General features: G+C 71.6%; 17 protein-coding genes and 2 tRNA genes. 11 read left to right on the forward strand and 8 right to left on the reverse strand.

The genetic code is table 11. The annotated features are described in order from the left end of the window. Positions 1 to 37 precede the first annotated feature (37 nt). Positions 38 to 1,279, reverse strand: coding sequence for a M6 family metalloprotease domain-containing protein (locus tag ACZ60Q_RS20440; RefSeq protein ID WP_469636808.1), 1,242 nt, complete (start codon positions 1,277 to 1,279; stop codon positions 38 to 40). A 386-nt stretch (positions 1,280 to 1,665) separates the two neighbouring features. Between ACZ60Q_RS20440 and ACZ60Q_RS20445 the strand changes: the two genes are divergently transcribed. Then, the gene (locus ACZ60Q_RS20445) at positions 1,666 to 3,696 is read left to right on the forward strand and encodes a putative bifunctional diguanylate cyclase/phosphodiesterase (protein ID WP_469636298.1); all 2,031 of its coding nucleotides are present in this window, start codon (positions 1,666 to 1,668) and stop codon (positions 3,694 to 3,696) included. 32 nt (positions 3,697 to 3,728) lie between these two features. Here the strand turns inward: ACZ60Q_RS20445 and ACZ60Q_RS20450 are convergent, their stop codons facing one another. Next, positions 3,729 to 4,895, reverse strand: coding sequence for an LLM class flavin-dependent oxidoreductase (locus ACZ60Q_RS20450; RefSeq protein ID WP_469636301.1), 1,167 nt, complete (start codon positions 4,893 to 4,895; stop codon positions 3,729 to 3,731). 128 nt (positions 4,896 to 5,023) lie between these two features. Continuing rightward, on the reverse strand, positions 5,024 to 5,788 hold the full coding sequence (locus tag ACZ60Q_RS20455; protein WP_469636304.1) for a maleate cis-trans isomerase family protein: 765 nt from the start codon (positions 5,786 to 5,788) through the stop codon (positions 5,024 to 5,026). A 241-nt stretch (positions 5,789 to 6,029) separates the two neighbouring features. Here ACZ60Q_RS20455 and ACZ60Q_RS20460 point away from each other — a divergent pair, with 241 nt between their 5' ends. The 7 genes from ACZ60Q_RS20460 to ACZ60Q_RS20490 all read left to right on the forward strand — a co-directional run bounded on the left by ACZ60Q_RS20460 (position 6,030) and on the right by ACZ60Q_RS20490 (position 11,654). Beyond that, positions 6,030 to 7,043, forward strand: a complete 1,014-nt coding sequence (locus ACZ60Q_RS20460) for a D-2-hydroxyacid dehydrogenase (protein WP_469636307.1) — start codon at positions 6,030 to 6,032, stop codon at positions 7,041 to 7,043. A 286-nt stretch (positions 7,044 to 7,329) separates the two neighbouring features. Further along, the gene (gene ehuB, locus ACZ60Q_RS20465) at positions 7,330 to 8,232 is read left to right on the forward strand and encodes an ectoine/hydroxyectoine ABC transporter substrate-binding protein EhuB (protein WP_469636310.1); all 903 of its coding nucleotides are present in this window, start codon (positions 7,330 to 7,332) and stop codon (positions 8,230 to 8,232) included. An 18-nt stretch (positions 8,233 to 8,250) separates the two neighbouring features. Beyond that, on the forward strand, positions 8,251 to 8,982 hold the full coding sequence (ehuC, locus tag ACZ60Q_RS20470; protein WP_469636313.1) for an ectoine/hydroxyectoine ABC transporter permease subunit EhuC: 732 nt from the start codon (positions 8,251 to 8,253) through the stop codon (positions 8,980 to 8,982). Further along, positions 8,979 to 9,620: an ectoine/hydroxyectoine ABC transporter permease subunit EhuD gene (ehuD, locus tag ACZ60Q_RS20475; RefSeq protein WP_469636316.1), complete on the forward strand. Its 642-nt coding sequence runs from the start codon at positions 8,979 to 8,981 to the stop codon at positions 9,618 to 9,620. The genes ehuC and ehuD overlap by 4 nt, the downstream gene beginning before the upstream one ends. Continuing rightward, positions 9,610 to 10,467, forward strand: coding sequence for an ectoine/hydroxyectoine ABC transporter ATP-binding protein EhuA (gene ehuA, locus ACZ60Q_RS20480; RefSeq protein ID WP_469636319.1), 858 nt, complete (start codon positions 9,610 to 9,612; stop codon positions 10,465 to 10,467). The genes ehuD and ehuA overlap by 11 nt, the downstream gene beginning before the upstream one ends. Positions 10,468 to 10,634: 167 nt before the next feature. Continuing rightward, a complete protein-coding gene (locus ACZ60Q_RS20485) occupies positions 10,635 to 11,393 on the forward strand; it encodes an IclR family transcriptional regulator (protein ID WP_469636321.1) in 759 nt (252 codons plus the stop codon). A 187-nt stretch (positions 11,394 to 11,580) separates the two neighbouring features. Continuing rightward, positions 11,581 to 11,654, forward strand: a tRNA-Lys gene (locus ACZ60Q_RS20490). Positions 11,655 to 11,708: 54 nt separating this feature from the next. Here the strand turns inward: ACZ60Q_RS20490 and ACZ60Q_RS20495 are convergent. The 4 genes from ACZ60Q_RS20495 to ACZ60Q_RS20510 all read right to left on the reverse strand — a co-directional run bounded on the left by ACZ60Q_RS20495 (position 11,709) and on the right by ACZ60Q_RS20510 (position 17,670). Then, positions 11,709 to 13,361: a long-chain-fatty-acid--CoA ligase gene (locus ACZ60Q_RS20495; RefSeq protein WP_469636322.1), complete on the reverse strand. Its 1,653-nt coding sequence runs from the start codon at positions 13,359 to 13,361 to the stop codon at positions 11,709 to 11,711. Between the two features lie 26 nt (positions 13,362 to 13,387). Continuing rightward, positions 13,388 to 13,978, reverse strand: coding sequence for a lytic polysaccharide monooxygenase auxiliary activity family 9 protein (locus ACZ60Q_RS20500; RefSeq protein WP_469636324.1), 591 nt, complete (start codon positions 13,976 to 13,978; stop codon positions 13,388 to 13,390). Positions 13,979 to 14,212: 234 nt separating this feature from the next. Beyond that, a complete protein-coding gene (locus ACZ60Q_RS20505; protein WP_469636811.1) occupies positions 14,213 to 16,369 on the reverse strand; it encodes an SPFH domain-containing protein in 2,157 nt (718 codons plus the stop codon). Between the two features lie 8 nt (positions 16,370 to 16,377). Continuing rightward, on the reverse strand, positions 16,378 to 17,670 hold the full coding sequence (locus ACZ60Q_RS20510) for a peptidoglycan-binding protein (protein WP_469636327.1): 1,293 nt from the start codon (positions 17,668 to 17,670) through the stop codon (positions 16,378 to 16,380). A gap of 192 nt (positions 17,671 to 17,862) precedes the next feature. On the opposite strand from ACZ60Q_RS20510, the gene ACZ60Q_RS20515 reads away from it, so the two are divergent. From ACZ60Q_RS20515 to glxA, 3 genes are all read left to right on the forward strand, one after another. Further along, positions 17,863 to 17,936, forward strand: a tRNA-Lys gene (locus ACZ60Q_RS20515). Positions 17,937 to 18,474: 538 nt separating this feature from the next. Further along, positions 18,475 to 20,394, forward strand: coding sequence for a glycosyltransferase family 2 protein (locus tag ACZ60Q_RS20520; protein ID WP_469636329.1), 1,920 nt, complete (start codon positions 18,475 to 18,477; stop codon positions 20,392 to 20,394). After that, the gene (glxA, locus tag ACZ60Q_RS20525; protein WP_469636332.1) at positions 20,391 to 22,328 is read left to right on the forward strand and encodes a radical copper oxidase GlxA; all 1,938 of its coding nucleotides are present in this window, start codon (positions 20,391 to 20,393) and stop codon (positions 22,326 to 22,328) included. The genes ACZ60Q_RS20520 and glxA overlap by 4 nt, the downstream gene beginning before the upstream one ends. Positions 22,329 to 22,413: 85 nt before the next feature. Here glxA and ACZ60Q_RS20530 read toward each other — a convergent pair whose 3' ends face one another. Continuing rightward, entirely contained in the window at positions 22,414 to 23,460 is a 1,047-nt protein-coding gene (locus ACZ60Q_RS20530; protein ID WP_469636334.1) for a glycoside hydrolase family 6 protein, read from the reverse strand. Positions 23,461 to 23,777: the final 317 nt, after the last annotated feature.

The raw sequence follows: 23,777 nt of genomic DNA on the forward strand, positions 1-23,777 counted from the left end.
GCTTCCTCGTGTCCGGGAGCACTTTCCGGGCCGCGTTTCAGACGCCGGTGGTGACCCGGACGGTCCAGGAGCCGGACGGGGTGCGGTCGGCGACCTCGACGCGCGTGTCGCCGCCCGGCACGGTGAAGGTCTCCCCGACCCCGAGCGGGGCGTCGGCCAGCGGCGGGTAGACCGAGCGGTCCCAGCAGGCCCCGGTGTCCGGGTGGGTGTCGACCACCTCGACGGGCCCGCCGCCGGAGGCGGTCTCGCCGCGGACGCGGTAGATCAGGATGCCCTCGGCGCAGGTGCCCCGGTCGTTCCCGGTGGCACTGCGGGCCTCGATGGCCAAGGCACTGTCGGCGCCGGTACGGACGACGGCGAGCCGGGTCCCGATCGACCCGCCGGGCACCGGAGCGGCGGCGACCGGTTCGAGGGTGAGGTCGGCCGAGCCCTGGACGCACACGACCTGGCGCCCTTTGAGCCAGCCGAGCTTCCACTTGTGCCAGCCGAACAGGTCCGGGGCGAGGCCGAACTGGCTGCCCATGACGTCCCAGTCGCCGACGTGCGTGTCCCAGTCACCCTTGCCGTCGGTGGGCCGGTGGTAGAGGTCGGCGAGGTCGAAGACGTGCCCGGTCTCGTGGGCGAGGACGTTGCGGTCGGGGGGGTGCTGCTCGAAGACGGTGACGACGCGCCGGATGTCGCTGTCGTCGGCGCGCAGCGGCCGGTCGAAGTTGACGACCTTGGTGGCGTCGGAGTCGACGCCGGGGGCGTCCGGGTCGGCCACCAGGTAGACGACGTCGTACCGGGAGAAGTCCACCTCCGGGTCGACGGCGTCGATGGCGTCGCGCAGGTAGGCGGTGCGCCGCTCGGCGCTCCAGTCACGCTCTATGCCGTACCAGGTGGAGTCGCGCGGCATCTGCGTCCAGGTCCGCCGCGGATGGGGGCGCAGGGTGAATCGGCCATAGCTGGCGCGCTCGAAGAAGCGGGTCGTGGCGGGGAAGTGGTCGGCGGTGAGCGCCTCGGGGGTGAGCGTGGGCTCGGAGTCCGGGAAGGACAGGAAGATCATGACCGCGTCGAGGCCCTGGTCGGGCCGCGGGTACGCCGCGTTCCAGGTGTTCAGGCCCAGCGAGTGGTGCGCCGCCGTCCGGGGCAGGGCGCAGGGCGCGGCGTCCCCCGTGACGGCCGCGGCGGGGCCCGTGACCAGGGACATGGCGGCGAGCGCCAGGAGGGAGGTGGCGGCGGCGGCCAGACTGCGCAGAGGCGGCCGTTCCGCTCCCTCAGGTCCGCGACGGCACGGCACATCGACCTCCGGGTGGGGAAACACGGTCCATCCCGTCCACTCTGTGCCGCTTCACCACGCCACGCCCTGTTGTGCTGCCCCACACGGGTCAGCGGACAAAATCGCCTCCCACACCTTCACGGAACGTCACCATCGGCCATTCCGGCCGGCCGATGAAACAGATCCGCACAGAAAAGATCGGGATCGGGCAAAGCGGAACGTTTACTCCCGTCACCTCGCGGACCCGCGCGATGGCGCGGACCGGACGGTGAGCTGGAACGGCCGGCGCGGCACCCTCTATGCTTCACCACGCTTTCCCGCGTGGAACGGGCCCGTTCACGGGACCACCACCCGGTGGCCAGTCCGACCCCACCAGTTCACGACGACCTTCACAGCGGGAGCGAGCGGTGAGCGGAACCTCCGAAGGGCCGAGCGCGCCGGCGGGCACGGCCTCCGACGTGCCCCCCGCGCCGGTCACGGAGCGTCATACGACGACGATGGACCCACCGGTCACGGAGTCGGCGGTCACGGGCCCACCGGTCACCGGTCCACCGGTCACGGAGCCACCGGTCACCGGTCCACCGGTCACGGAGCCACCGGTCACCGGTCCACCGGTCACCGGCCCGACGCACGAGGGTCCGGACTCCACGGCCCCGCCCTCCACCGACGGCGATCCCACCGCCTCCGAGCTGCGTGACTACCGGGCCGCCTTCAACACCGCCACGCTCCCCATGGGTGTCGTCGACGGCCGGGGCCACGTCGTGCGGGCCAACGAGGCGCTCGGCGGCCTGCTGGGGGTCCCGGCGGCGGTCCTCGCCGGGCGGCAGTCGAGCGAACTGCTCGACCTGGCGTCCGACGACCGCACCTGGCACGCCTATCGCGAGGTCCTCCTGGGCCGCCGCTCCCGGTTCCGCTGCACCCGCCGCCTCAAGCACCCCGACGGGCGCTCCCTGTGGGCCGAGATCACCATCGTGCCGATGACCGGCGCGTCGGCGGCGGAGTCCGCCCGGATCCTGCTGACGGTCGCGGACGTCAGCGACCGGCGCGAGCTCCAGGAGCGGCTGCGCCACCTCCAGATGCACGATCCGGTGACCCGGCTGCCCAACCGGACGCTGTTCTTCGAGCGCCTCGCCTCGGTCCTGGAGACCCCGCCGTACCAGGACGACTCGCTGCCACCGCGTCAGCACGCCCGGATCGGGCTCTGCTACCTGGACCTGGACGGCTTCAAGGCGATCAACGACACCCTGGGGCACCGGACCGGGGACCGGCTGCTGGCCGCCGTCGCCGCGCGGCTCACCGACTGCGCCGAGAGCGAGGCCTCACGGAATCCCGGCGGCAGCCGGCTGGTGGCGCGCCTGGGCGGCGACGAGTTCGCGATCCTGGTCGAGGACTCGGCGGGCACCGAGGAACTCGCCGAGCTGGCCCGCTCGGTCCTCGCCGCGCTCCAGCAGCCGTTCGACCTCGCCGGACAGCGACTTTCGGTCTCCGCGTCGATCGGGGTGGTCGAACGGGTCGCGGCGGGCACCTCGCCCACCGGTCTCATGCAGGCCGCCGACACCACGCTGTACTGGGCGAAGGCGGACGGCAAAGCCCGCTGGACCCTGTTCGACCCCGAGCGCAACGCCCACCGCATGACCCGGCAGTCCCTCTCCTCCACGCTCCGGCCCGCCGTGGAGCGCGGCGAGTTCACGCTGGAGTACCAGCCGTTGGTCGGGATGGCGGACGGGGTGGTGCGCGGCGTCGAGGCGCTGGTGCGCTGGAACCATCCGCAGTTCGGTGTGCTGCCGCCGAATCGGTTCGTCCAGATCGCCGAGGAGGACGGCTCGATCGTCCAGCTCGGCCGGTGGGTGCTGCGCACCGCGTGCCGGCAGGCGCGGCGCTGGCAGCTGGACCATCCGGACGCGCCGCCACTGTTCATCAGCGTCAACGTCGCCGTACGGCAGGTCTGGGACTCCGATCTGGTCGCCGACGTAGCCCAGATCCTGACCGAGACCGGGCTGGCCCCGGGGCTGCTCCAGCTGGAGCTGACCGAGTCGGCGGTGATGGGTTCGGGCGGCCGTCCCCTGCGGGCGCTCCAGGCGCTGAGCGACATGGGCGTACGGATCGCCATCGACGACTTCGGGACCGGCTATTCGAACCTCGCCTACCTCAGCAGGCTGCCCGTCTCCGTGCTGAAGCTGGACGGGGCGTTCGTGAAGGGCTTCCGGTACGAGGACGGAACGCATCCGAGCCCCGCCGACGAGACGATCGTGGAGGCCATGGTGCAGCTGGCGCACCGGCTGGGCCTGACCGTCACCGCGGAGTGCGTGGAGACGGCCGGGCAGGCGGAGCGCTTGCGGCGGATCGGCTGCGACACCGGGCAGGGGTGGCTGTACTCGCGGGCCGTGGCGCCGGAACAGATCGCCGGGCTGATCGGGTCCCGCCCACTGGAGGGCTGACGCCCCCGGACGGGCCGGGACCCGGTGCGGCGCTACGGGGCCGCGGGCAGGCCGTAGGCGTCCGCGATCAGGTCGTAGCTGCGCAGCCGCGCGTCGCCGCCGTGTGCGTTGGCGGTGATCATCAGCTCGTCGGCGCCGGTCCGCTTGGCCAGGTCGTCGAGTCCGCCGCGGACCTCGTCGGCGGTGCCGTGGATCACGTTGGCGAGCCAGCCGTCGACGAACTCCCGCTCCATCGGGGAGAAATCGTACGCCGCCGCCTCCTCGGGGCTCGGGATCAGCCCCGGACGGCCGGTGCGCAGCCGGACCATGGACAGGGCGCCGGTCAGCACTTGGCGGCGTGCCTCACGCTCATCGTCGGCGGCCAGCGCCGAGACCCCGATCAGGGCGTACGGGGCGTCGAGCACGGCGGAGGGCCGGAAGGACTCGCGGTACAGATCGAGCGCGGGGATGGTGTTCTGCGCCGAGAAGTGGTGCGCGAAGGCGAACGGCAGCCCGAGCGTCCCGGCCAGCCGCGCGCTGAAGCCGGATGAGCCCAGCAGCCAGACCGGCGGCCGGTGCGCGGACTGCACGCCGCCGGGGGCGGTCGCCTGGACCGGGCCCGGCACGGCGTGGATCCGGGCGTAGGGGTGCCCGTCGGGGAAGTCGTCGTCCAGGAAGCGGATCAGCTCCATGAGCTGCTGCGGGAAGTCGTCCGCGCCCTCGTCGAGCCGGTCGCCGCGCCGCAGGGCCGCCGCGGTCGCGCCGTCGGTGCCGGGGGCCCGGCCGAGGCCGAGGTCGACCCGGCCCGGGGCCATCGCCTCCAGGGTGCCGAACTGCTCGGCGATCACCAGCGGCGCGTGGTTGGGCAGCATCACCCCACCGGAGCCGATCCGGATGCGCTCGGTGTGGGCGGCGATGTGCGCCAGGATCACGGCCGGGGAGGACGAGGCGACCCCGGGCATGGAGTGGTGCTCGGCGACCCAGAAGCGGTGGAAACCGCGGCTCTCGGCGAGCTTCGCGATGTCCACGCCGGTGCGTAGGGCCTGGGTCGCGGTGCGGCCCTGCCCCACGGTGACCAGGTCGAGGACGGACAGCGGAACGGCGGCCGTTCCGGCTGCGGCGCCCCGGATCCCGTCGGCATCGGCCGCGCCGCCGCTCATGCCGCCGCTCGCGCCACCCCTCGCGTCGCCGCTGGTCCCGTCGCCTCGGATCTCGTCCACGTGTCGGCCTCTCCCGGTGCTGCTGTCGTACGTCTGCGTATCGGAGGGAGACAACAGGAGGATGGCTCCGTTTTATTCCCGGAGGAGGCCCGGGAAGCACGCCCGGCGGACCGAGGCGTACAGGGCGGCTACTCCCGTACCTCGATGCCCTTCGGCTCCAGCGACCCCAGAACCGGCTCGCGGGTGGCGAACAGGGTGCCCAGCACGGGGGCCCACGTCCGGCGGTCGGCGAGGCGCAGCCCCTCCCACACCGTGACCTGGTTCGCCGTGAGGACGGGTTTGCCCAGCAGTTCCTCCAGCTCGGGGACGTACGCCGTGGTGTGCAGGGAGGTGTCCGGGATCAGCACCACCTCGGCGTCCGGGTGGTCGGCGTCCCGCGCCAGCCGCTTCACCCGCTCCGGGACCCACGATCCGGCCTCGGCCGACGACGCGGCCCCGCCGGACACGGCGGCCACCACCTCGACGCCCGCCGACGCCAGGAACTCCGCGAAGAGCCCGGTGACGTCCTCGGGGTAGGGGGCGGCGACGGCGACCCGGCCCGCGCCCAGCTCCCGTAGCGCGTGGACGAAGCCGATCGAGGTGCTGGAGGCGGGCAGGCCCGCGGTCCGGGCGAGCGTGGCGACCTGCTCGTGGGCGCCCTCCCAGCCCTGCCCGAAGCTGCCGCCGCTGGAGGCCCAGAGCAGCGCCTCGGCCCCGGCGAGACGCAGTTCCTCGACGCCCTCGGCGATCCGGGCGGGGGCGCCCTGCTCGCGCAGCGCGTCGGCACGGTAGGCGTCCTCCCCCGTCCCGGTGGAGAACAGCGGCAGCCGGATGTCGGTGTCGAGCAGGATCTCGGTCCGTGGGAAGTCGTCCTCGGCGGCGTGGCCCGGGTAGAGAAGCCCTACGGTCGTCATGTCCACCCTTCCTGTGCGTCGGCAGCTCGCCGCACGGCGGGCGACCCCGTTACGGGGTCGCGGCGGCCCTCCGGACGCTCCGGCGGCCGTGCCCGCGCGACCGGTCACTCTTGCCCCGACTTGTTCCCAGTATTCCCCCGGGCGAGCACCGGGGCGCGGCCGGGCCTCGTTGACGAAGGGGGAGCCTGCTGCGAGCGTGGGTGATCCGTACGTCCGCTCCACCGCGGAGGGCTGACCAGCGATGCCGGTTCCCGTCCTGCTCGTCCTGGACGCCGCGCCCTCCCCGCGGCTGGGCCGGCTGACCGGCCGGGTGGACATGCGGCACACGGACGCCTCCTCGCTCGCCGGGCTGCTCCCGGCCGCCGACGTGCTGCTCGTATGGGACACGGCGTCGGAGGCGGTACGCGCGGCCTGGCCGGGCCCAGGGCGGCGGCCGCGCTGGGTGCACACGGCGGGCGTGGCTGTGGACCGGCTGCTCTGTCCGGAGCTGGTCGCGTCCGACACCGTTGTGACCAACGCGCGGGGCGTCTTCGAGCGGTCGGTCGCGGAGTACGTGGCGGGCCTGGTGCTGGCGTTCGCCAAGGATCTCCCCGGTGCCCTGGAGCTCCAGCGACACCCGCGCCACCGCGAGGCCCAGCAGGTCGCCGGTACGCGGGCGGTGGTGGTCGGCGCGGGGCCGGTCGGCCGGGAGATCACCCGGCTGCTGCACGGCCTGGGGGTGACGGTCGCCCTGGTGGGGCGGACCGCCCGGCGCACCATCCACGGGGCGGCTGACCTGGACCGGCTGGCGGCGCGGGCGGACTGGGTGATCGCGGCGGTCCCGCTGACGGAGTCGACGCGCGGGATGTTCGACAGCCGGTTCTTCGGCCTGCTCCAGCCATCGGCACGGTTCATCAACGTGGGGCACGGGGCGTGCGTGGTGCGGGCCGGCCTCGTGGACGCGCTGAACCGCCGCTGGTTCACGGCCGCCGCGCTCGACGTGCCCGAGGGCGAACCGCCGGTCCCGGACGGCCCGTCGCGGGACGTCCCGGGGCTGCTGCTCACGCCGCACCCGAGCGGGGCCACGGTGGGGTGGTGCGACCGGCTGAGCGAGCAGTTCGTCGCGCTGTACGAACGGTGGGAGCGGGGCGGGCCGCTGCCGAACGTGGTCGACAAGAGTCTCGGTTACGTCCCCTCCCCCGACCTCCCCGGGAGCACCGGTCCGCACCAAGACCCGGACCCCCGGGTCAACGGGTCGGCGACGAAGCCCGGCTGACGAATGCCTTGATCGCCTCCATCACCTCCCTCGCCTCGGCGTCCGGCGCGTCGTGTCCGGCGCGTCGTGTCCGGCGGCGTCGTGTCCGGCGGCGTCGTGTCCGGACGAATCCCGAGCGGTCGACACGTCCCGCACACCACTGGTCGCGCTCCGCCCCGTTCGGGCACGGGAAGGTCACCTTCCGGCCACTGTTGGGTTACATGACTCCGGCCTCCTGCATAGATGTACGGGATCGGGCAGGCACTCACCCTGTCCGGACTGTTCGACCTCCAGGAGATTGCGAACCATGGCTGAATTCCCGAACCTGTCCCGCCGGCGCTTCCTCAACGGATCGGCGGCCGTGGGCGGCCTCCTCGCCGTTCCCGGCCTCCTCACCGCGTGCAGCAAGACCGACTCCGGCTCCGCGACCGGCGAGGGCGCCCTGGAAAAGCTCCGCAAGCAGGGCTTCGTACGGGTGGCGTACGCGAACGAGGCACCGTACGGCTACCTGGAGGGCAAGGAGCTCAAGGGCGAGGCCCCGACGCTGCACCGGGAGATCTTCAAGGCGCTCGGGGTGGCCGAACTGAAGCCGACGCTCTCCGAGTGGGACGGTCTGATCCCCGGGCTCCAGGCCGGGAAGTACGACGTGGTCAGCGCGGGCATGGCCATCACCCCGGAGCGCTGCGGCAACGCGGTCTTCTCCGAGCCGGAGTTCATCTCGCCGACCGCGCTGATGGTGAGGAAGGGCAATCCGAAGAAGATCACCGACCTGGCCTCCGCGAAGGAGGCGGGGATCACCATCGGCGTCATGTCGGGTGCGGTGGAGGGCGGTTACGCCAAGGGCGCGGGCATAGCCGAGGACCGGATCAAAACGCTGCAGAAGCCGCAGGACGGAGCGGACGCCGTCAAGGGCGGCCGGGTCGACGCCTTCCTGCTCACCGGCATCTCGCTGCGCTGGCTGGCGAAGACCAACCCGGACACCGAGGTCACGGAGCCGTTCGTCCCGGAGATCGACGGCAACGCGCAGTTCTCGCCGGGCGGGGCGGTGTTCCGCAAGGGCAACGAGGATCTGCGGGACTCCTTCAACCGCGAGCTGAAGAAGATCGTCTCCGACCGCTCGCGCTATGTGCGGCTCCTGGAGCCCTACGGCTTCGGGGAGTCGGAGATCCCGCCGGAGGACCTGAGGACCGCGGATCTGTGCAAGGGCTGACGGGGCGGACGCGCACGCATGAGTGACTTCTTCTCCCTCCTCGTCGAGGAGTTCCCCCGAGTCCGGTCGGGCCTGTGGGTGACGCTCCAGGCCACGGTCCTGGGCGCGCTGCTGGCCGGGGTCCTGGCCTTCGCGCTCGGGCTGATGGCGGGCAGCCGGCTGCTGCTTGCCCGCGGGTTCTCCCGGGTGGTCGTGGAGTTCTTCCGGGGCACCTCCCTCTACATCCAGCTCTTCTGGCTCTACTACGCGATGCCGCTGCTGACCGGCTACGAACTGACGCCGGTCGCCTGCGGCGTGGTCGCGTTCGGCCTCAACTACGGCGCCTACGGTGCCGAAGTGGTACGGGGAGCGATCAACTCCGTACCGCGCGGGCAGTACGAGGCGGCGATCGCGCTCAACCTGAGCCCTTCCAGGCGGCTGTGGAAGGTGATCCTGCCGCAGGCCTGGGTACAGATGATCCCGTCCTTCACCAACCTGCTGATCCAGCTGCTGAAGTGCACCCCGCTGCTGTGGCTGATCTCCGCCGCCGATCTGATGACGGTGATCCAGCAGCTGCGCGACCGTACCGGTGAGACCCTCACCGCCTATCTGACCCTGCTGGTCGCCTACTTCGTCCTGGCGTACGCGCTGACCCTGCTGATGAATCTGCTGGAGCGGAGCGCCAAGCGGCGGCTCGGCCTGGACACCGGCGCGAAGAGCCTGTTCACAAGCCGCAGCGCGTCCACGACCGCCCTGGGAGGTACCCGGTGAACGGCTTCGACTGGAACGCCCTCGGGGAGTCCCTGCCCCTCCTCCTGGAGGGGTTCAAGGTCACCCTGCTCGCCACGGTGCTCGGCACCCTGGTGGCGGCCGTGCTGGGACTGGCCGTCGCGATGGCCGGGCGCGCGCCCAGCAGCTTCGTGACGGTCCCGGTGCGCGTTGTCACGGAGTTCGTCCGCTCCACCCCACTGCTGGTCCAACTGGTGGGGGCGGCAGCCCTGTTCAACACGGTGGAGCCGCTGTACATCGGTATCGCCGTGCTGGGCGTCCACTACGCCGCGTACACCTCCGAGGTCTACCGGGCCGGGATCGACGGTGTGCCGAAAGGCCAGTGGGAGGCGTGCCGCGCGCTGTCCCTGTCGCCCCGGCGCACCTGGCAGGCCGTGATCCTGCCGCAGGCGGTGCGCAACGTGCTGCCCGCGCTCGGGAACTACGCGATCTCGATGTTCAAGGAGACACCGTTCCTCGCCGTGATCACGGTGCAGGAGATGGTTTTCGAGGCCCGGAAGTACGGGGCCGAACAGTTCGCCTACACCGAGGTGTTCACCCTCGCCGGCCTGATCTTCCTGGTCGCGAGCTACCCCACGTCGCTGTTGATGAGAAGGCTGGAGAAGCGCCTTGGTCACTGAACCCCTCCCCCTGAAGAAGACGGAGTCGCCGGGGCCGGCCGGAGCTCCCGTGGACGCCGCGCCGGCCACCGCGCGCACCGGCGAGCCGCTGGTGCGCTTCGACAAGGTGGTGAAGCGCTACGGCGACCATGTGGTCCTGGACGAGCTGGACTTCACCGTGGACCGTGGCGAGCACGTCACCCTGATCGGGCCCAGCGGCTCGGGCAAGACGACGATCCTGCGGCTGCTGATGACGCTGGAGAAGATCAGTGACGGGGTGATCTGGGTCGACGGCGACCCGCTGTCCCACGTCCGCGCCCCGGACGGTTCGCTGAAGCCCGCGGGCGAGAAGCGGCTGCGCGAGTCCCGGAAGAAGATCGGGATGGTCTTCCAGCAGTTCAACCTCTTCCCGAACATGAAGGTGATCGAGAACATCACCGAGGCCCCGGTCAGTGTGCTCGGCAAGAGCCGCGAGGAGGCGGAGGCGCGGGCGCGGGAGCTGCTGGACCTGGTCGGGCTCTCCGCGAAGGTCGACGCCCATCCCTCGCAGCTCTCCGGCGGCCAGCAGCAGCGGGTCGCCATCGCCCGCGCCCTGGCGATGGAGCCGGAGATCCTGCTCCTGGACGAGGTGACGTCGGCGCTCGACCCGGAGCTGGTGGCGGGCGTGCTGGAGCTGCTGGGGGACATCGCCCGCAACACCGACATCACCATGCTCTGTGTGACCCACGAGATGAACTTCGCCCGGGACGTCTCGGAGAAGGTGCTGATGTTCGACGCGGGACGGGTCGTGGAGTCCGGATCCCCGGAGAAAATCTTCTCCGATCCGTCACACGAACGTACGCGCGAGTTCCTCAACGCGGTGCTGTGACCTCGCGGTTGCACCTCCGCTCATGACGGTGGCATATGCCAGACGGGTGCGCTCCAGATGACAGCTCCGGGGCGCGCCCAGCGACCCGTCGACTGCCGCCCCGCAGGGGCGTTCCGGCGGCTATCGTGGGGCGAAAGCTTGCGGTCACAACCTGGTAGGGGGACACCGTGGCGTTGAAGCCCGAGCCGACCGCACCGTTCCACTCGGTGCAGTACGCACTGCGCGTACTCGAAACGGTTTCCCGGCACGGCAACGGCGTGACCGCCGCGCAGATCTCCCGCGAGACGGGGCTGCCGACCGGCCACCTCGCCTCCCTGCTGCTCACGCTGCGCCGCGAGGGATATGTGGAGCAGATCAGCGACGGCGCGTACGTCATCGGCGCCTCGCTGCTGCTGATCGGCTCCGGGGCGGTCCGGCGCCAGGCCTTGGAGGACCGCCTCCAGCACGCCCTGGCCGAGCTGCGCGACTCCGTCGGCGCGGCGGTCTATCTCAGCCGGTATGTCGACGGCGAGGTCAGTGTGACGCAGGTCGCGGACGGACCGCTGACACCGGCGGTCAACGAATGGGTGGACTTCCGCTCCTCCGCGCACGCCAGCGCGGTCGGCAAGTGCCTGCTGGCCCAGCTCGACCACGACGGGCGGCGCGATCACATCTCCCGGCACCGGGCGGCCCGGCTCACCTCCCGGACGATCACCAGTGAGAAGATCCTCTTCTCCCAGCTGGACGCGCAGTCCGCCACGGTCCCGGTGCTGGATCTCCAGGAGTACGCGGTGGGCACCGTCTGCGCGGCCGTGCCGCTGACGGCGGGCTCCGCCGCGGGCTGCCTCGCCCTGTCGCTGCCGATCGAGGACGCGCACCGGCTGCGGGCGGCGGCCGACACCCTCAGCCGCCGGGCGGCGCCGGTCCTGCTGTCGCTGGCGCTGTAGCGGCCGGGGGCCGGTGCTGATCGGCGGTAGCGTCACCGCCGTGTACGCACCGATACCCGCGCTGAAGCTCCTCAAGGAGTTCGAGGACCCCAACGAGGTCGTCCTTGCGGCCGGGGCCGCGGAAGGCGGGGCCGCGAGGGGCGTCATCAGCACCCTTCCGGACCAGGTATTATTTTCGAGTCAGCAGGCGCCGTTAGCTCAGTTGGTTAGAGCAGCTGACTCTTAATCAGCGGGTCCGGGGTTCGAGTCCCTGACGGCGCACGACACGCAGTGGGCGGTCTCCTTCACGGAGGCCGCCCACTGCGCTTTGCCCTCTCAGAGCGTTCTGCCGTGCTCCGCGTACCGGGCGAGCAGGATCTCGAGGCCCTCCGCGTCCAGCGGGGCGTACGAGCCGTCGCCGGCGTGGTCCCACCAGAGAGGGCCCGGACAGCGCAAGCCCGCCCGGCGCAGCGCCACGCGGTGGATCTTGTTCGTCGCGGTGACCGGCATCCGGTCGAGGATCCGGACGAACCGGGGTGCCATCTTCGTCCCCAGGTCCGGCTGGGCGCGCAGGAACGCGGCGAAGGCCGCCGGGTCGAAGACCGCGCCCGCCCGGAGGGCCAGGGCGGCCATCACCTGGTCGCCGGTGACCGGGTCGGGGACCGCGTAGACGGCGGTGGCGGCCGCCTCCTCCCAGCGGGCCAGGATGTTCTCGATCGTCGCGGCGGCCAGGTTCTCGCTGTCGACGCGGAGCCGGTCGTCGGTGCGTCCGGCGAAGTAGAGAAAGCCGTCGGCGTCCCGGTAGAAGAGGTCGCCGGTCCAGTACCAGCCGCGGCGGGCCCGCTCCGCGTCCGCCTCCGGGTTGCGCCAGTAGCCCTCGAAGGGCGTCGGGCCCCGGTTGACCAGCTCGCCGATCGCCTCGTCCCCGTTGAGCAGCCGGCCGCCGGGGCCGAAGCGGGCCGGGGCCCGCTCCGCACCGGTCTCCGGGTCGACGACGGCCAGATCGTCGGCGGGGGCGGCCCGGCCGACCGCGCCGGGCGGGGTGCCGGGGGTGCGCCGGATGGCGGCGCCGCCCTCGGAGGAGCCGTACCCCTCCACGAGCCGCACCCCGAACCGCTCCCGGAACCGGGCCGCGTCCACCGCCCCGGCCTCGGTCCCGAAGCCCAGGCGCAACGAGTGGTCCCGGTCGTCGGGGCGTTCGGGGGTGGCCAGCAGATACTGCACCGCCCGCCCGACGTAGGTGAAGTACGTCGCCCCGTAGGCACGTACGTCGTCGAGGAAGGCGGAGGCGGAGAAGCGGGGGCGCAGCGCTATCGCGGCTCCGGCGACGAGGGCGGGGGCCCAGTCGGCGAGCACCGCGTTGCCGTGGAACATCGGCATGCAGATGTAGTGGACGTCGTCCGGCCGTACGCCGAAGTGTCCGGCGAGGGACGCTCCGGCCCCCGCGAGCCGGCCCTGGGTGCAGATCGCGGCCTTGGGCGCGCCGGTGGACCCGGAGGTGAAGTAGAGGAGCATGCGGCTGTCGCCGCTGACCGGGGCGACGACGGCGTCGCCGGGCCGGGCGCCCGTGTAGGAGGCGAGCAGGGCGGCGTACGCCTCGGTGTCGGTGACCAGGACCCGTACACCCGGCAGCTCCAGGTCCATGAGGAGCGGCAGGTGGGCGCGCTCGGTGATCAGGACGGGGGCTTCGACGTGCAGGATGTCGCGGGCCAGCTCGGGGCCGCGCCGGGTCGGGTTGATCCCCGCGACGGCGGCCCCGGCCAGGGCCGCCGCGCTGAGCCACAAAGGGAACTCGGAGGTGTTGTCGAGCAGTACGCCGAGGTGCGGCTCGCCGCCTCGCGGCAGCAGATCCGCGAGGAGCGCCGCCCGTGCGGCGGCGCCCTCGACCACCTGGTGATGACTGAGCACGGTGGGGCCGTGCTTCAGGGCGGGCCGGTGGTCACCCCATTGACGTCGTACGAGCTCCGCGACGGTGCCGGTACTTCTCATGGCGCCGCACGATAACCGAAGAAGCGTCAGAACTTAACGTCGGAGCAGGCGTAGAACGCGTTGGGGGTGTCCGCGACGTTCCAGACGGCGAGGATGACGTGCTTGCCGTTCTTCTGCGTGGGGATCGTGCCCTGGTGGGTCAGGGTGGACGGCGGCTGCTTGTTGCCGTACGGCACGGTCATGAAGGGCTGCGATTCGAGCGCGGCCCGGGTGAGCGGCTTGGTGGAGTCCCAGCCGTCCTTGGTGATGTAGTAGCGGAATTCGCTGGTGGAGTGGCGGGCGGTGAACTGCCAGCGGAAGCTGTAGCCCTGTCCGCCGGTGACCTGGGTGGCGGGCCAGTTGCCGCCACGCGGGTCGTCGAGCTGGGCGAACTGCCCGTTGCCACCGGCGCAGATCTTGCCGTCCGCCGGTCCTGCCGCCGGGAAGCCCTTGAGCCCCTCGACGCTCTGCGGCTCCCACTGGATGTTGCCGCAGCCGGTCACCGTGCCGCTGGCACACAGTTTCTGACGGCTGATCGGGGAGTCCGTGTAGCCGTGGCTGCTGGCGCTCGTGGTCGCGAGCACCGAGACGCCCGCTATCGCCAGACCGATCACGGCCGCGCTTGCCTTTTTCCGCATGGGCTGTCGCTCCTCTAGAACGTGGGGGAGGTTCCATGAGCATTGCTCGACTGCTGCGCGCTTGGTGCGTGGTGCTGTGCCTGCGAGGTACTGCGGTCTAGACCAAGTCCTAGATTATTGACGCGACGTGAACATGTCCAGACCAATGGGCGTCGTATTCCGGCGGGTGGACGAAGTGCCCCGGACCGCCCCGGAGCACCCCCCGCGCTTCCCCCCCGGACCTCCCCCTGCCTCTCAGGCCCCCTCTCCTCCCCCACTGCGACCGGTGTAGAAGGCGACCGTCAAGTCCTTGACGAGCGCCTTGCGTTCGTAGTCGTCGAGTTCGACGATGCCGCGCGTGGTGAGCCTGTTGACCGTGTCGTCGACGGCGTCCACCACGGAGGTGAGCACGCTGTCCCGGTGCATGGAGTCGATCGCGGCGATCCGCCGCCGCTGCATCGCCGCCGCGACCTCGGGGGCGTACTCGATGCCGGTCGGCTGCGCCGAGTACACCTCCACGCCCACGGGTTCGCAGTCCGCCTTCAGCATCCGGGTCAGCGCGTCGCCGACCGCCTCCGCGTCGCGGAGGCTCGGGGCGTCCTCGTGGAACGCGTCGGCGGGCAGTTGCGAGAGGACCCGGGCCATCGCGGCCTCGACCTGTGCGCTCAGGTACGCCTCGTGGTCCTCGATGCCGAGGACGGCCCGGACCGTGTCGTTGATCCGCCACACCACGAGGACGACCACGCGCAGCGCGGTGCCGTTCGCGTCGACGGCGGGCAGCGGCTCACTGCGCCAGTGCCGCAGCCGTACGTCGACGCGGCGGCGCAGCAGCAGGGGGGAGATCCAGACGAGGCCGGTGCGCCGGACGCTGCCCCGGTAGTCGCCGCAGAGCGTCAGCACCCACGCGTACCCGACCCGCCCCCGGCCGAGGCCGCCGAGCGCGAGGAGCACCACGGTGGCGAGGAGGGCGAGGAGGGCCCAGGCGCCGACGCCGACGCCGAGGTCGGCCCGGGGGGTGAGGCCGGCAGCCGTCTGCCAGGCGGCGGGCAGTGCGCCGCGCCACCACAGGACGGCCAGTCCGCCGGCGATGCCGGCCGCGCCGACGAGGAGGGCGGCGAGGCCGGGCAGGGCGGGGCCGGGCCGTTCGGTGAGGCGGGGATCGGCGACCGGGGCGGGCCGGGTCGACGGCTGGACCCGGGTCCGCGGCGAGCGCGGCACGGCGGGGCGCCGGGTGGCGGGCGAGCGGTCCCCGGCGGCGGGGCGGCGGACGACGGTCGCGGGCAGCGCCGCCGCCCCGCCCGGCTCGGCCGACTCCTGGTCGTCACGGAAGAGGAGGTGTACGGGGATGGAGGCGGTGGTCTCGTTGGCGATGACGGAGTGGCGGCGGCCGGGGTACGAGGGCGTCGCCGCGGCCGGAGTGGGTGTCGCGGCGGCGGTCGGGGACACGGACACGGGAAGGGATACGGGTACGGAGAACGTGGCGGAGGCGGCCCGGTCGCCGGGGGCCAGGTCCAGGACGAGGTCCGGCTCGGTGTCGGGCCCGGGGTGCTCGCCCTGGGGCCCGGGCCCGGGCGGGCCCTTGCGGGTGGGGCCCTTTCCGGCCCCGGGTTCGGCCCCGTAGGACGGATGCGGGGTCCACTCCGCCGAGGGTTCCGTCCTCGAACGCCGGACGGGCCTGAAGTGGAGGTTCCCGTCGAGCGGCACAGGGCGCGCGGAGGCGGGGCGGCCGGGGGTGCGCCGGTCGCCGCCAGGGCCGTCGCCGCCTGGGCCCTCGGGGGCAGGGCCGTCGGGGGCGGGACGGCCGCCGGAAGCGGTCGCCGGGGCCGGCCCGCCCGTTCGATGGTCGGGGGTGGGGCGGCCGGAGACCGGACGCCCGCCGGCGGAGGCGTCGTCGGCGCGGCCATCGGCAGCGGCGACGGGGACCGGCCCGCCCGGCCCGCCCGTCCGGCGGTCCGGGGCGGGGCCGAGGTGCAGGCTCACGTTCGGGGGCTCCGGGGCTACGGTCCGTGGGGTCACGGGCGGGACCCCACCGCCGTCCGGCGGGGCGGAGTCCCGGCCCGCACGGCCGGACGGCGGCGGCTGAAGCTCGGCCTCCGGTACTGCCGCGGGCGCGGGCCGCCCGTCCGTGACCGGCACCGGCGCGGGCTGCCCGTCCGGGCCGGACGCGGGCTTCGCGTGCTGCGCAGGCGTGGGCTCGGCGACCGGCGACGGCGGAAGCTCGCCGTCCGGCGGCGGGGCCTTGTCTTCGCGGGAGCCGAAGAGCGGGGGCGGGCTCCCCTTGCCCGGTGGGGCGAAGAGGGACGGCGGGAGCTGGTCGTCCAGGGGGTGGGGGGTGGGGGTGGGGCTGGTCCGGGGGGTCTGGTCGTCGTCGGGGGTCACCGGTTCCTGATTCCTTTCCGTCACGTCCGTCACGTCCGTCATCACGCGAAGAGCCGGCGCCAGGTCTCCGGCCCCGGGTAACCATCGGCCGCACCGCCGCGCCAGCCCTGGGCACGCTGGAACGCCTCGACGTTGCGGCGGTCGGCCTCGGTCCAGCGCGGGTCGGGGCCCGACACGTAGTGCTTGCCGTATCCCTTCTTCACCAACTGTTCGCCGAGCCGGTCGACATGGCTGTTGGACCGACCCGGCTGGAAATAGCCGCGTCCGGGGAACGCGACGGCCGTATTCGGGCTGCCGCCCGCGCCGACGGCCGGAATGTTCCGTCCACCGCCAGTGGCCAGCAGGCGCCAGGTGTCCGGGCCCGGGATGCCGTCCGCCTCCTCGCCCTGCCAGCCCTGCGCCCGCTGGAACGCCTGGGTCGCACGCCGGTCGGCCGCACTCCACACGGGCCCGGGGCCGACCGCGTAGAAACCCTTTCCGCCCCGCTGGACCAGCATCCGGCCGAGCTGGGTGACGTACTTGTTGTCGGCGCCAGGGCCGAACCGCTTGACCCCGGGGAAGGCCGTGGAGGATCCGGAGCCGGGCGATCCCTCCGTGACCCCCTTGTACCGGTACGCCACATAGCGGTCGGAGTTGTTCCAGTACGCCAGGGGGGTCGACTGCTTCCGTGTCCGTGGGCGCGCCTGCTCGTAGGCGACGTAATGGGTGCGCGTGGAGTCGCTCCAGCCGCCGAAGACCGTGACGTGCGAGCCCTTGGAGGGGTCGGCCGGGTTGTGGAAGAGGAGGATGTCGCCGGGCTCGAGGTCGGCGCGGGCGATCCGGGTCCCGTAGGCGGCGAGGCTGCCGGTCCACTCGTTCCTGCCGAGGTTCCAGGCCATCGACACATAGCCCGAGCAGTCCTGGCGGTAGCCGTCCGACCAGTACTTCTCCATGCTGTACGGGACCTTCGCGCCCACCCACCGCCCCGCCCGGTCGATGATGTCGGCCCGGGTCGTCCTCGGTGCGGCCGACCCGTCGGACGGCGGGCCCGAGGCGCCGGTGCCCCGCAGCGGCCCCCTCTCACCCTGCGGGGTCGCCGGTTCGGGATCGGCTCCCCCGTCGGCGCGCGGAACCCCGGGGGCATGACCGGCGGCCGCGGCCGCCCCCGCGGCCCCACAGGAGAGGACCACCCCGGCGGCCGTCGCCAGCACCAGGGCGCGGCGCGCGCCGTGCGCGGCGGGGTGGCCGCCGCGCCGCACCGGCAGGGCCCTCGCGGCGGAGCGCCGCCGCACGGCGCACCCCGCGCATCCGCAGTCGATGGCGGGTTCGTACTCCTCGAAGACCGGCACAGTCATGCGATTCCCCTCCGCACTCGTCATTCGTCAAGATCTTTGGGCGCAGCCGCAACGGGCGTCAGTGTCTCAACTCTCCCGACATATCGCATTTTGACGGAACAATGGAAAAAAACGACTATCTGACGGGGCGTGGCGGCCGGTAAATGGTTCGAAGCACCCCGGGGAGTCGGGTAAAGTTCTCCAGGCCAGCAGGCGCCGTTAGCTCAGTTGGTTAGAGCAGCTGACTCTTAATCAGCGGGTCCGGGGTTCGAGTCCCTGACGGCGCACGCACAGTCAAAGCCCCTTCACGTTCAGTGACGGGGCTTTGATCATTCCCCGCCCGGCATCCGGTGACACCCGATGGCCGTGCACGCACAGCCACCCACCGAACCCCGGATGGTCACGGAGCCTCCGATGGTCACGGAGCGGCGACGAAAGCGGGGCGAGCACCGGCCCCCGCTTCGCCGCACCCCCTTCACCAGGCGTGGCCAAATCACGCATATGACCGGCAAACCGCATGATTCACCCTTGCGATCCCGTTCGGTGTCGGACAATCTGTCTGAGGACCGTCAGGCCCAAGGGCGCTGCTGATCCGTACAGTTGGCGCAGTAGAGCGTGACGTTCCGGTTGTCCGTGCCGCGGGGTGGGGGTCCCGCTCAGGGGCGGACACCGAGGGGGCATCATGCAACCGGAAGGCTGCCGATCCATGTCTGTGGGGGCGGTGGCCTGCCACCGTGTGTGTGCCCGGTGAAGAACGGGGCCCACCGCGCACGAAGAGTGAGACCGAACAGTCACGCACCAGCATGCGTGCGGGGGGATGTACCCATGACGTCGACGCCGCCAGGCGACCGGCAGGAGAACGACGCTTCCCGGACGACGCAGCTCCGGATACCCGCGGGGCTGCGGGCCGGAGCGGCGCGGCGGCGTGCCAAGAAGGAGCTGCCGCGCTACGACTACGAGCACTACAGCCGGCTCGCCGGGCCGCTGACGCAGCCCCCCGCGGGCAAGCCGTACAAGGTCCAGTACCGCTCGCTCATATCCCAGGAGCCGCACCGGGTGCGTGCGGCGCTCCTGCTCGGCGCGGCCCCCCTCGTCTCGCTCGGCCTCTTCGCCTGGCTGATGCAGCCCAGCCACTGGACGGACCGCGATCCGAACCTGGACAACGACCTCCTGCTGGTCCTCGACATCGTCATGCTGGTATCGATCGGTCTGATCGAGCTGTTCCGCACGATGAACGTCCTGTCGAACGCCCACGCCACCCTGGTCGCCCGCGACCCGGTCCCGGTGGTCCCGGAGTCCGGCACCAAGGTCGCCTTCCTGACCTCCTTCGTCCCCGGCAAGGAACCGCTGGAGATGGTGACGAAGACCCTGGAGGCGGCCGTACGGATCCGCCACCGCGGTCTGATGCACGTCTGGCTGCTGGACGAGGGCGATGACCCGGCGGTCAAGGAGGTCTGCGCCCGGCTCGGTGTGCACCACTTCTCCCGCAAGGGCGTGGCGCACTGGAACCAGGCCAAGGGCCCGCACCGCGCCAAGACCAAGCACGGCAACTACAACGCCTGGCTGGACGCGCACGGCGGCGACTACGACTTCTTCGCCTCGGTCGACACCGACCACATCCCGATGGCGAACTACCTGGAGCGGATGCTCGGCTACTTCCGCGACCCGGACGTCGGCTTCGTCATCGGCCCGCAGGTCTACGGCAACTACGACACCTTCGTCACCAAGGCCGCCGAGTCGCAGCAGTTCCTCTTCCACGCCCTGATCCAGCGCGCGGGCAACCGCTACGGCTCGCCCATGTTCGTCGGCACCAGCAACGCGGTCCGCATCTCGACGCTCAAGCAGATCGGCGGCCTGTACGACTCGATCACCGAGGACATGGCCACCGGCTTCGAGATCCACCGCCACCGCAACCCGGCCACGGGGAAGAAGTGGCGCTCGGTCTACACCCCGGACGTGCTGGCCGTCGGCGAGGGCCCGACCGCGTGGACGGACTTCTTCACCCAGCAGCTGCGCTGGTCCCGGGGCACCTACGAGACGATCATCGGGCAGTTCTGGAAGGGCTTCGGGACCATGCCGCCCGGCAAGCTCTTCAACTACACGATGATGATCATCTTCTATCCGATGTCGGCCATGAACTGGATCCTCGCGGCTCTCAGTTGCGCACTGTTCCTCGGCATGGGCGCCTCCGGCGTCCAGATCGACCCGACGATCTGGATGATGCTGTACGGCAACGCCTCCGCGCTCCAGATCGGGCTGTACATCTGGAACCGCCGCCACAACGTCTCGCCGCACGAGCCCGAGGGTTCCGGCGGTCTGGCCGGCATGGTGATGTCCGCACTCTCCGCGCCGATCTACGCCCGCTCGCTGATGGACGCGGCGCTGCGCCGCAAGAGTTCGTTCGTGGTGACCCCCAAGGGCGACTCGTCCAGCCCGGACACCCTGTTCGGCACCTTCCGCATCCACCTGTTCTTCATCGTCGTCTTCGGCGCGTCGATGATCTCCTCGTTCTTCCTGGGCCACAGCCACCCCGCGATGATCACCTGGGCCACGCTGGCGCTGCTGATCACCGCGGCACCGATCATCGGCTGGCGGTACACGGTCCGCGCGGAGAAGAAGAAGCGCCGGGGCGGCGGATCCCACCGCGGCGGAGGGCCGGCCCCGGCGCCCCGCCCGATGCCCCTGCCCGGGGCGCCCGGCAACGACCAGACCATGCAGATCGCCCTTGGGGGACGTAAGAAATGAAGTACCGTCCGAGCCGCCGTACCCGCCGCCTGGCGATCAGTACGGCGGTGGTTCTCGCGCTCGCGGGGGCGAACGGGCCGTGGCTGTACCGCTTCAGCACCGAGCGCTATCACGAGTACAAGATCAACCAGCCGGATTACAAGGCGGCCAACGGCCACTGGGACTTCCTGGACGTCCCCTCCGAGCACCGGATCAACACGATCCACGCGGCGCTGCTGCACACCGGCAAGGTGCTGCTCGTCGCGGGCTCCGGGAACAACCAGAAGAACTTCGACGCGAAGAGCTTCCGCTCGGTGCTGTTCGACCCGAAGACGAACGTCTTCAAGGACATCTCCACCCCCAAGGACATGTTCTGCGCCGGGCACACCCAACTGGCCGACGGGAAGCTCCTCATAGCCGGCGGCACCAAGCGCTACGAGAAGCTCCAGGGCGACGTCACCAAGGCCGGCGGCCTGATGATCGTCCACAACGAGAACCCGGACAAGCCGATCACCCTGCCCGCGGGCACCCGGTTCACCGGCAAGGAGAACGGCAAGACGTATCTCTCCAAGGACCCGGTGCTGGTGGAGAAGGCCGAGAAGGTCTTCGACAAGCAGACCGGCGCGTTCCTGCGCAACGACCCCGGGATCGGCCGGATCTACGTCGAGGCGCAGAAGACCGGCAAGAAGTACGAGACCGGCACCGAGGACAACTACCGGGTGGCGGGCCTGTCCGGCTCGGACACCCGCAACGTCTACGGCATCGCGCAGAAGCTGGCCCTGGACAAGAAGGACTTCCAGGGGATCAAGGACGCCTTCGAGTTCGACCCGGTCGCGGAGAAGTACCTACCCGTCGACCCGATGAACGAGGCCCGCTGGTATCCGACGCTGACGACGCTTCAGGACGGCAAGGTCCTCGCGCTGTCGGGTCTGGACGAGATCGGGCAGATCGTCCCCGGCAAGGACGAGGTCTACGACCCGGAGACCAAGGAGTGGGAGTACACCGGCATCGTCCGGAAGTTCCCCACCTATCCGGCGGTCTTCCTGCTGAACGACGGCAAGCTCTTCTACTCCGGCTCCAACGCCGGGTACGGTCCGGCGGACGTGGGCCGCGACCCGGGCGTCTGGGACCTGTCGACGAACAAGTTCAAGAAGATCCCCGGGCTCGGCGACCCGGACCTGATGGAGACCTCCGCGACCGTGCGGCTGCCCCCGGCCCAGGACGAGAAGTTCATGGTGATCGGCGGCGGCGGGGTCGGCGAGTCGGAGAAGGCGAGCGAGAAGTCCCGGCTGGTCGACCTCCGGAAGAAGAACCCGGAGTTCACCGACGGCGCCTCCCTCTCCGAGGGCACCCGCTACCCCAGCGCCTCGCTACTGCCGGACGACTCCCTGCTGGTCACCGGCGGCTCCAGCGACTACCGGGGGCGCGGCGGCTCGGACGTGCTCCAGGCCCGGCTGTACGACGCGAAGAGCGACACGTACAAGAAGGTGGCGGATCCGGCGGTCGGCCGGAACTACCACTCGGGGTCGCTGCTGCTGCCGGACGGCCGGGTCATGATCTTCGGGTCGGACTCGCTCTACTCGGACAAGGCCAACACCCGGCCCGGCGTCTTCGAGCAGCGCATCGAGATCTACACCCCGCCCTACCTCTACCGGGACTCCAGGCCGGAGCTGACGGCCGGGCCCCAGAAGATCGAGCGCGGCGGTACGGGCCTGTTCACCACGCAGCACGCCTCCTCGATCACCTCGGCGAAGCTGATGCGGCCCTCGGCGGTCACCCATGTCACCGACACGGACCAGCGCACCATCGCGCTGGAGATGGAGAAGTCGAAGGACGGGATCACCGTCACCGTGCCGGAGAACCGGGCGCTGGTGCCGGCCGGCTGGTACATGCTGTTCGTCACCGACGGCCAGGGCACCCCGTCGGAGGGCATGTGGGTGGAGGTGCCCGAGTAGGGGCGCGTACGCACGCACCCGGCGAGGGCCGCGTTCGGTAAGGAGGTCTTCCTCCTGCCTGAACGCGGCCCTCGCCGTGTGGCCCCTACTGCGCGCCGCCGGCCAGGCCCAGCGCGTACTCCGGCCACCAGGCGCCGGCCTTCGGGCCGCCCTTGCAGTCGCCGTCGGACTCGCCGGGACGCTTGATCCACAGGTAGGCGTCGACCTGTTCGTCGCCGGTCCGTGTGGTCGGGGCCTCGCCCAGCGCGCGACCCGGGGGGTTGCACCAGCTCTCGGCGGGGTCGCCGCCCTCGTAGGGGCCGTTGCCGTTGCGGCTGGTGTCGATGACGAAGGGCTTGTCGCCGATCTTCTCCGAGAGCTTCTTGCCGAACTCCGTGGAGACGGCCGTCGTCTGGAAGTTGGAGACGTTCAGCGAGAAGCCGTCCGCTTCGGCGATCCCGGCCCGCTGGAGCGGCTGGAACAGGGCGTCGGGCGACTGCCAGCCCGCGTTGCCCGCGTCCAGGTAGACCTTGGTGGCGGGCTGCTGCTTCAGCCGCTCGATCGCGCCCCTGAGGAGGTCGTAGCGCTCCTCGTGGAACTCCTGGGGCGTGCAGCCGTCGACCAGGTGGAGCAGGGCGTCCGGCTCCAGGATCACGGTGGCGCTGCGGTCACCGATGCCCTTGGCCACGCCGTCCAGCCAGCCTCGGTAGGCGTTGCCGTCGGAGGCACCGCCCTTGGAGAACTGGCCGCAGTCGCGGTGCGGGATGTTGTAGAGGACCAGCAGGGCGTCCCGGTCGGCGGCGGTGGCCGCCTCGGTGATGCCCTTGACCTCGCCCTCGGGGTTGTCCGGGCCGATCCACTGACCGACCGGCTGCCGCGCGATCTTCCGGATCAGCTCGGCGTTCCTCTCGTCGCCGTCCTTGCTGTACGCGGCGACCTGACGGGCGGCGTTGCCCTCCGGATTGACCCAGTACGGATCCTTGTCCTTGGGCTGCTGCTCGACGGTCGGGGCGCCCTTCTTGTCGCCGCCGTCCCCGTCGCCGGAGCACCCCGCCAGCAGCAGGGCCGCCCCGAGCGCCGCCGCCGTGCCGGTCCTCCGCAGGCCCGCCGCGCGCCCGCGCGTCCGGGACCGACCGGTGTAACTGCCGTACATCCACTCCCCCTTGGGTGCACTGCCTGCACTGTTGCTCTTCGCCTGCACCGATGAGCTGACGGTCCGATCCATCCTGGCACAGCGGCCGGGAGCCGACGCTCCCACCTGTACAACGGTCACACGGGGGCACCGGTTCCGGACATCCTGTTCGAAAGCCGGTCATCCGTCCGACGGGCCACCTACAGTGACGGAGGATCGGGCCCTTCCCACCGCACCGACCTCCCGTACCGCGCCGGGCGACTCCCGCGGCCGGGCGCACGCGGTCGAGGACCGGCCCGGCCCGCACGCCCCGTGAGAGGCGGCCGGCCGGGCCGGGT

This window comes from Streptomyces sp. NPDC104313 (assembly GCF_055583985.1).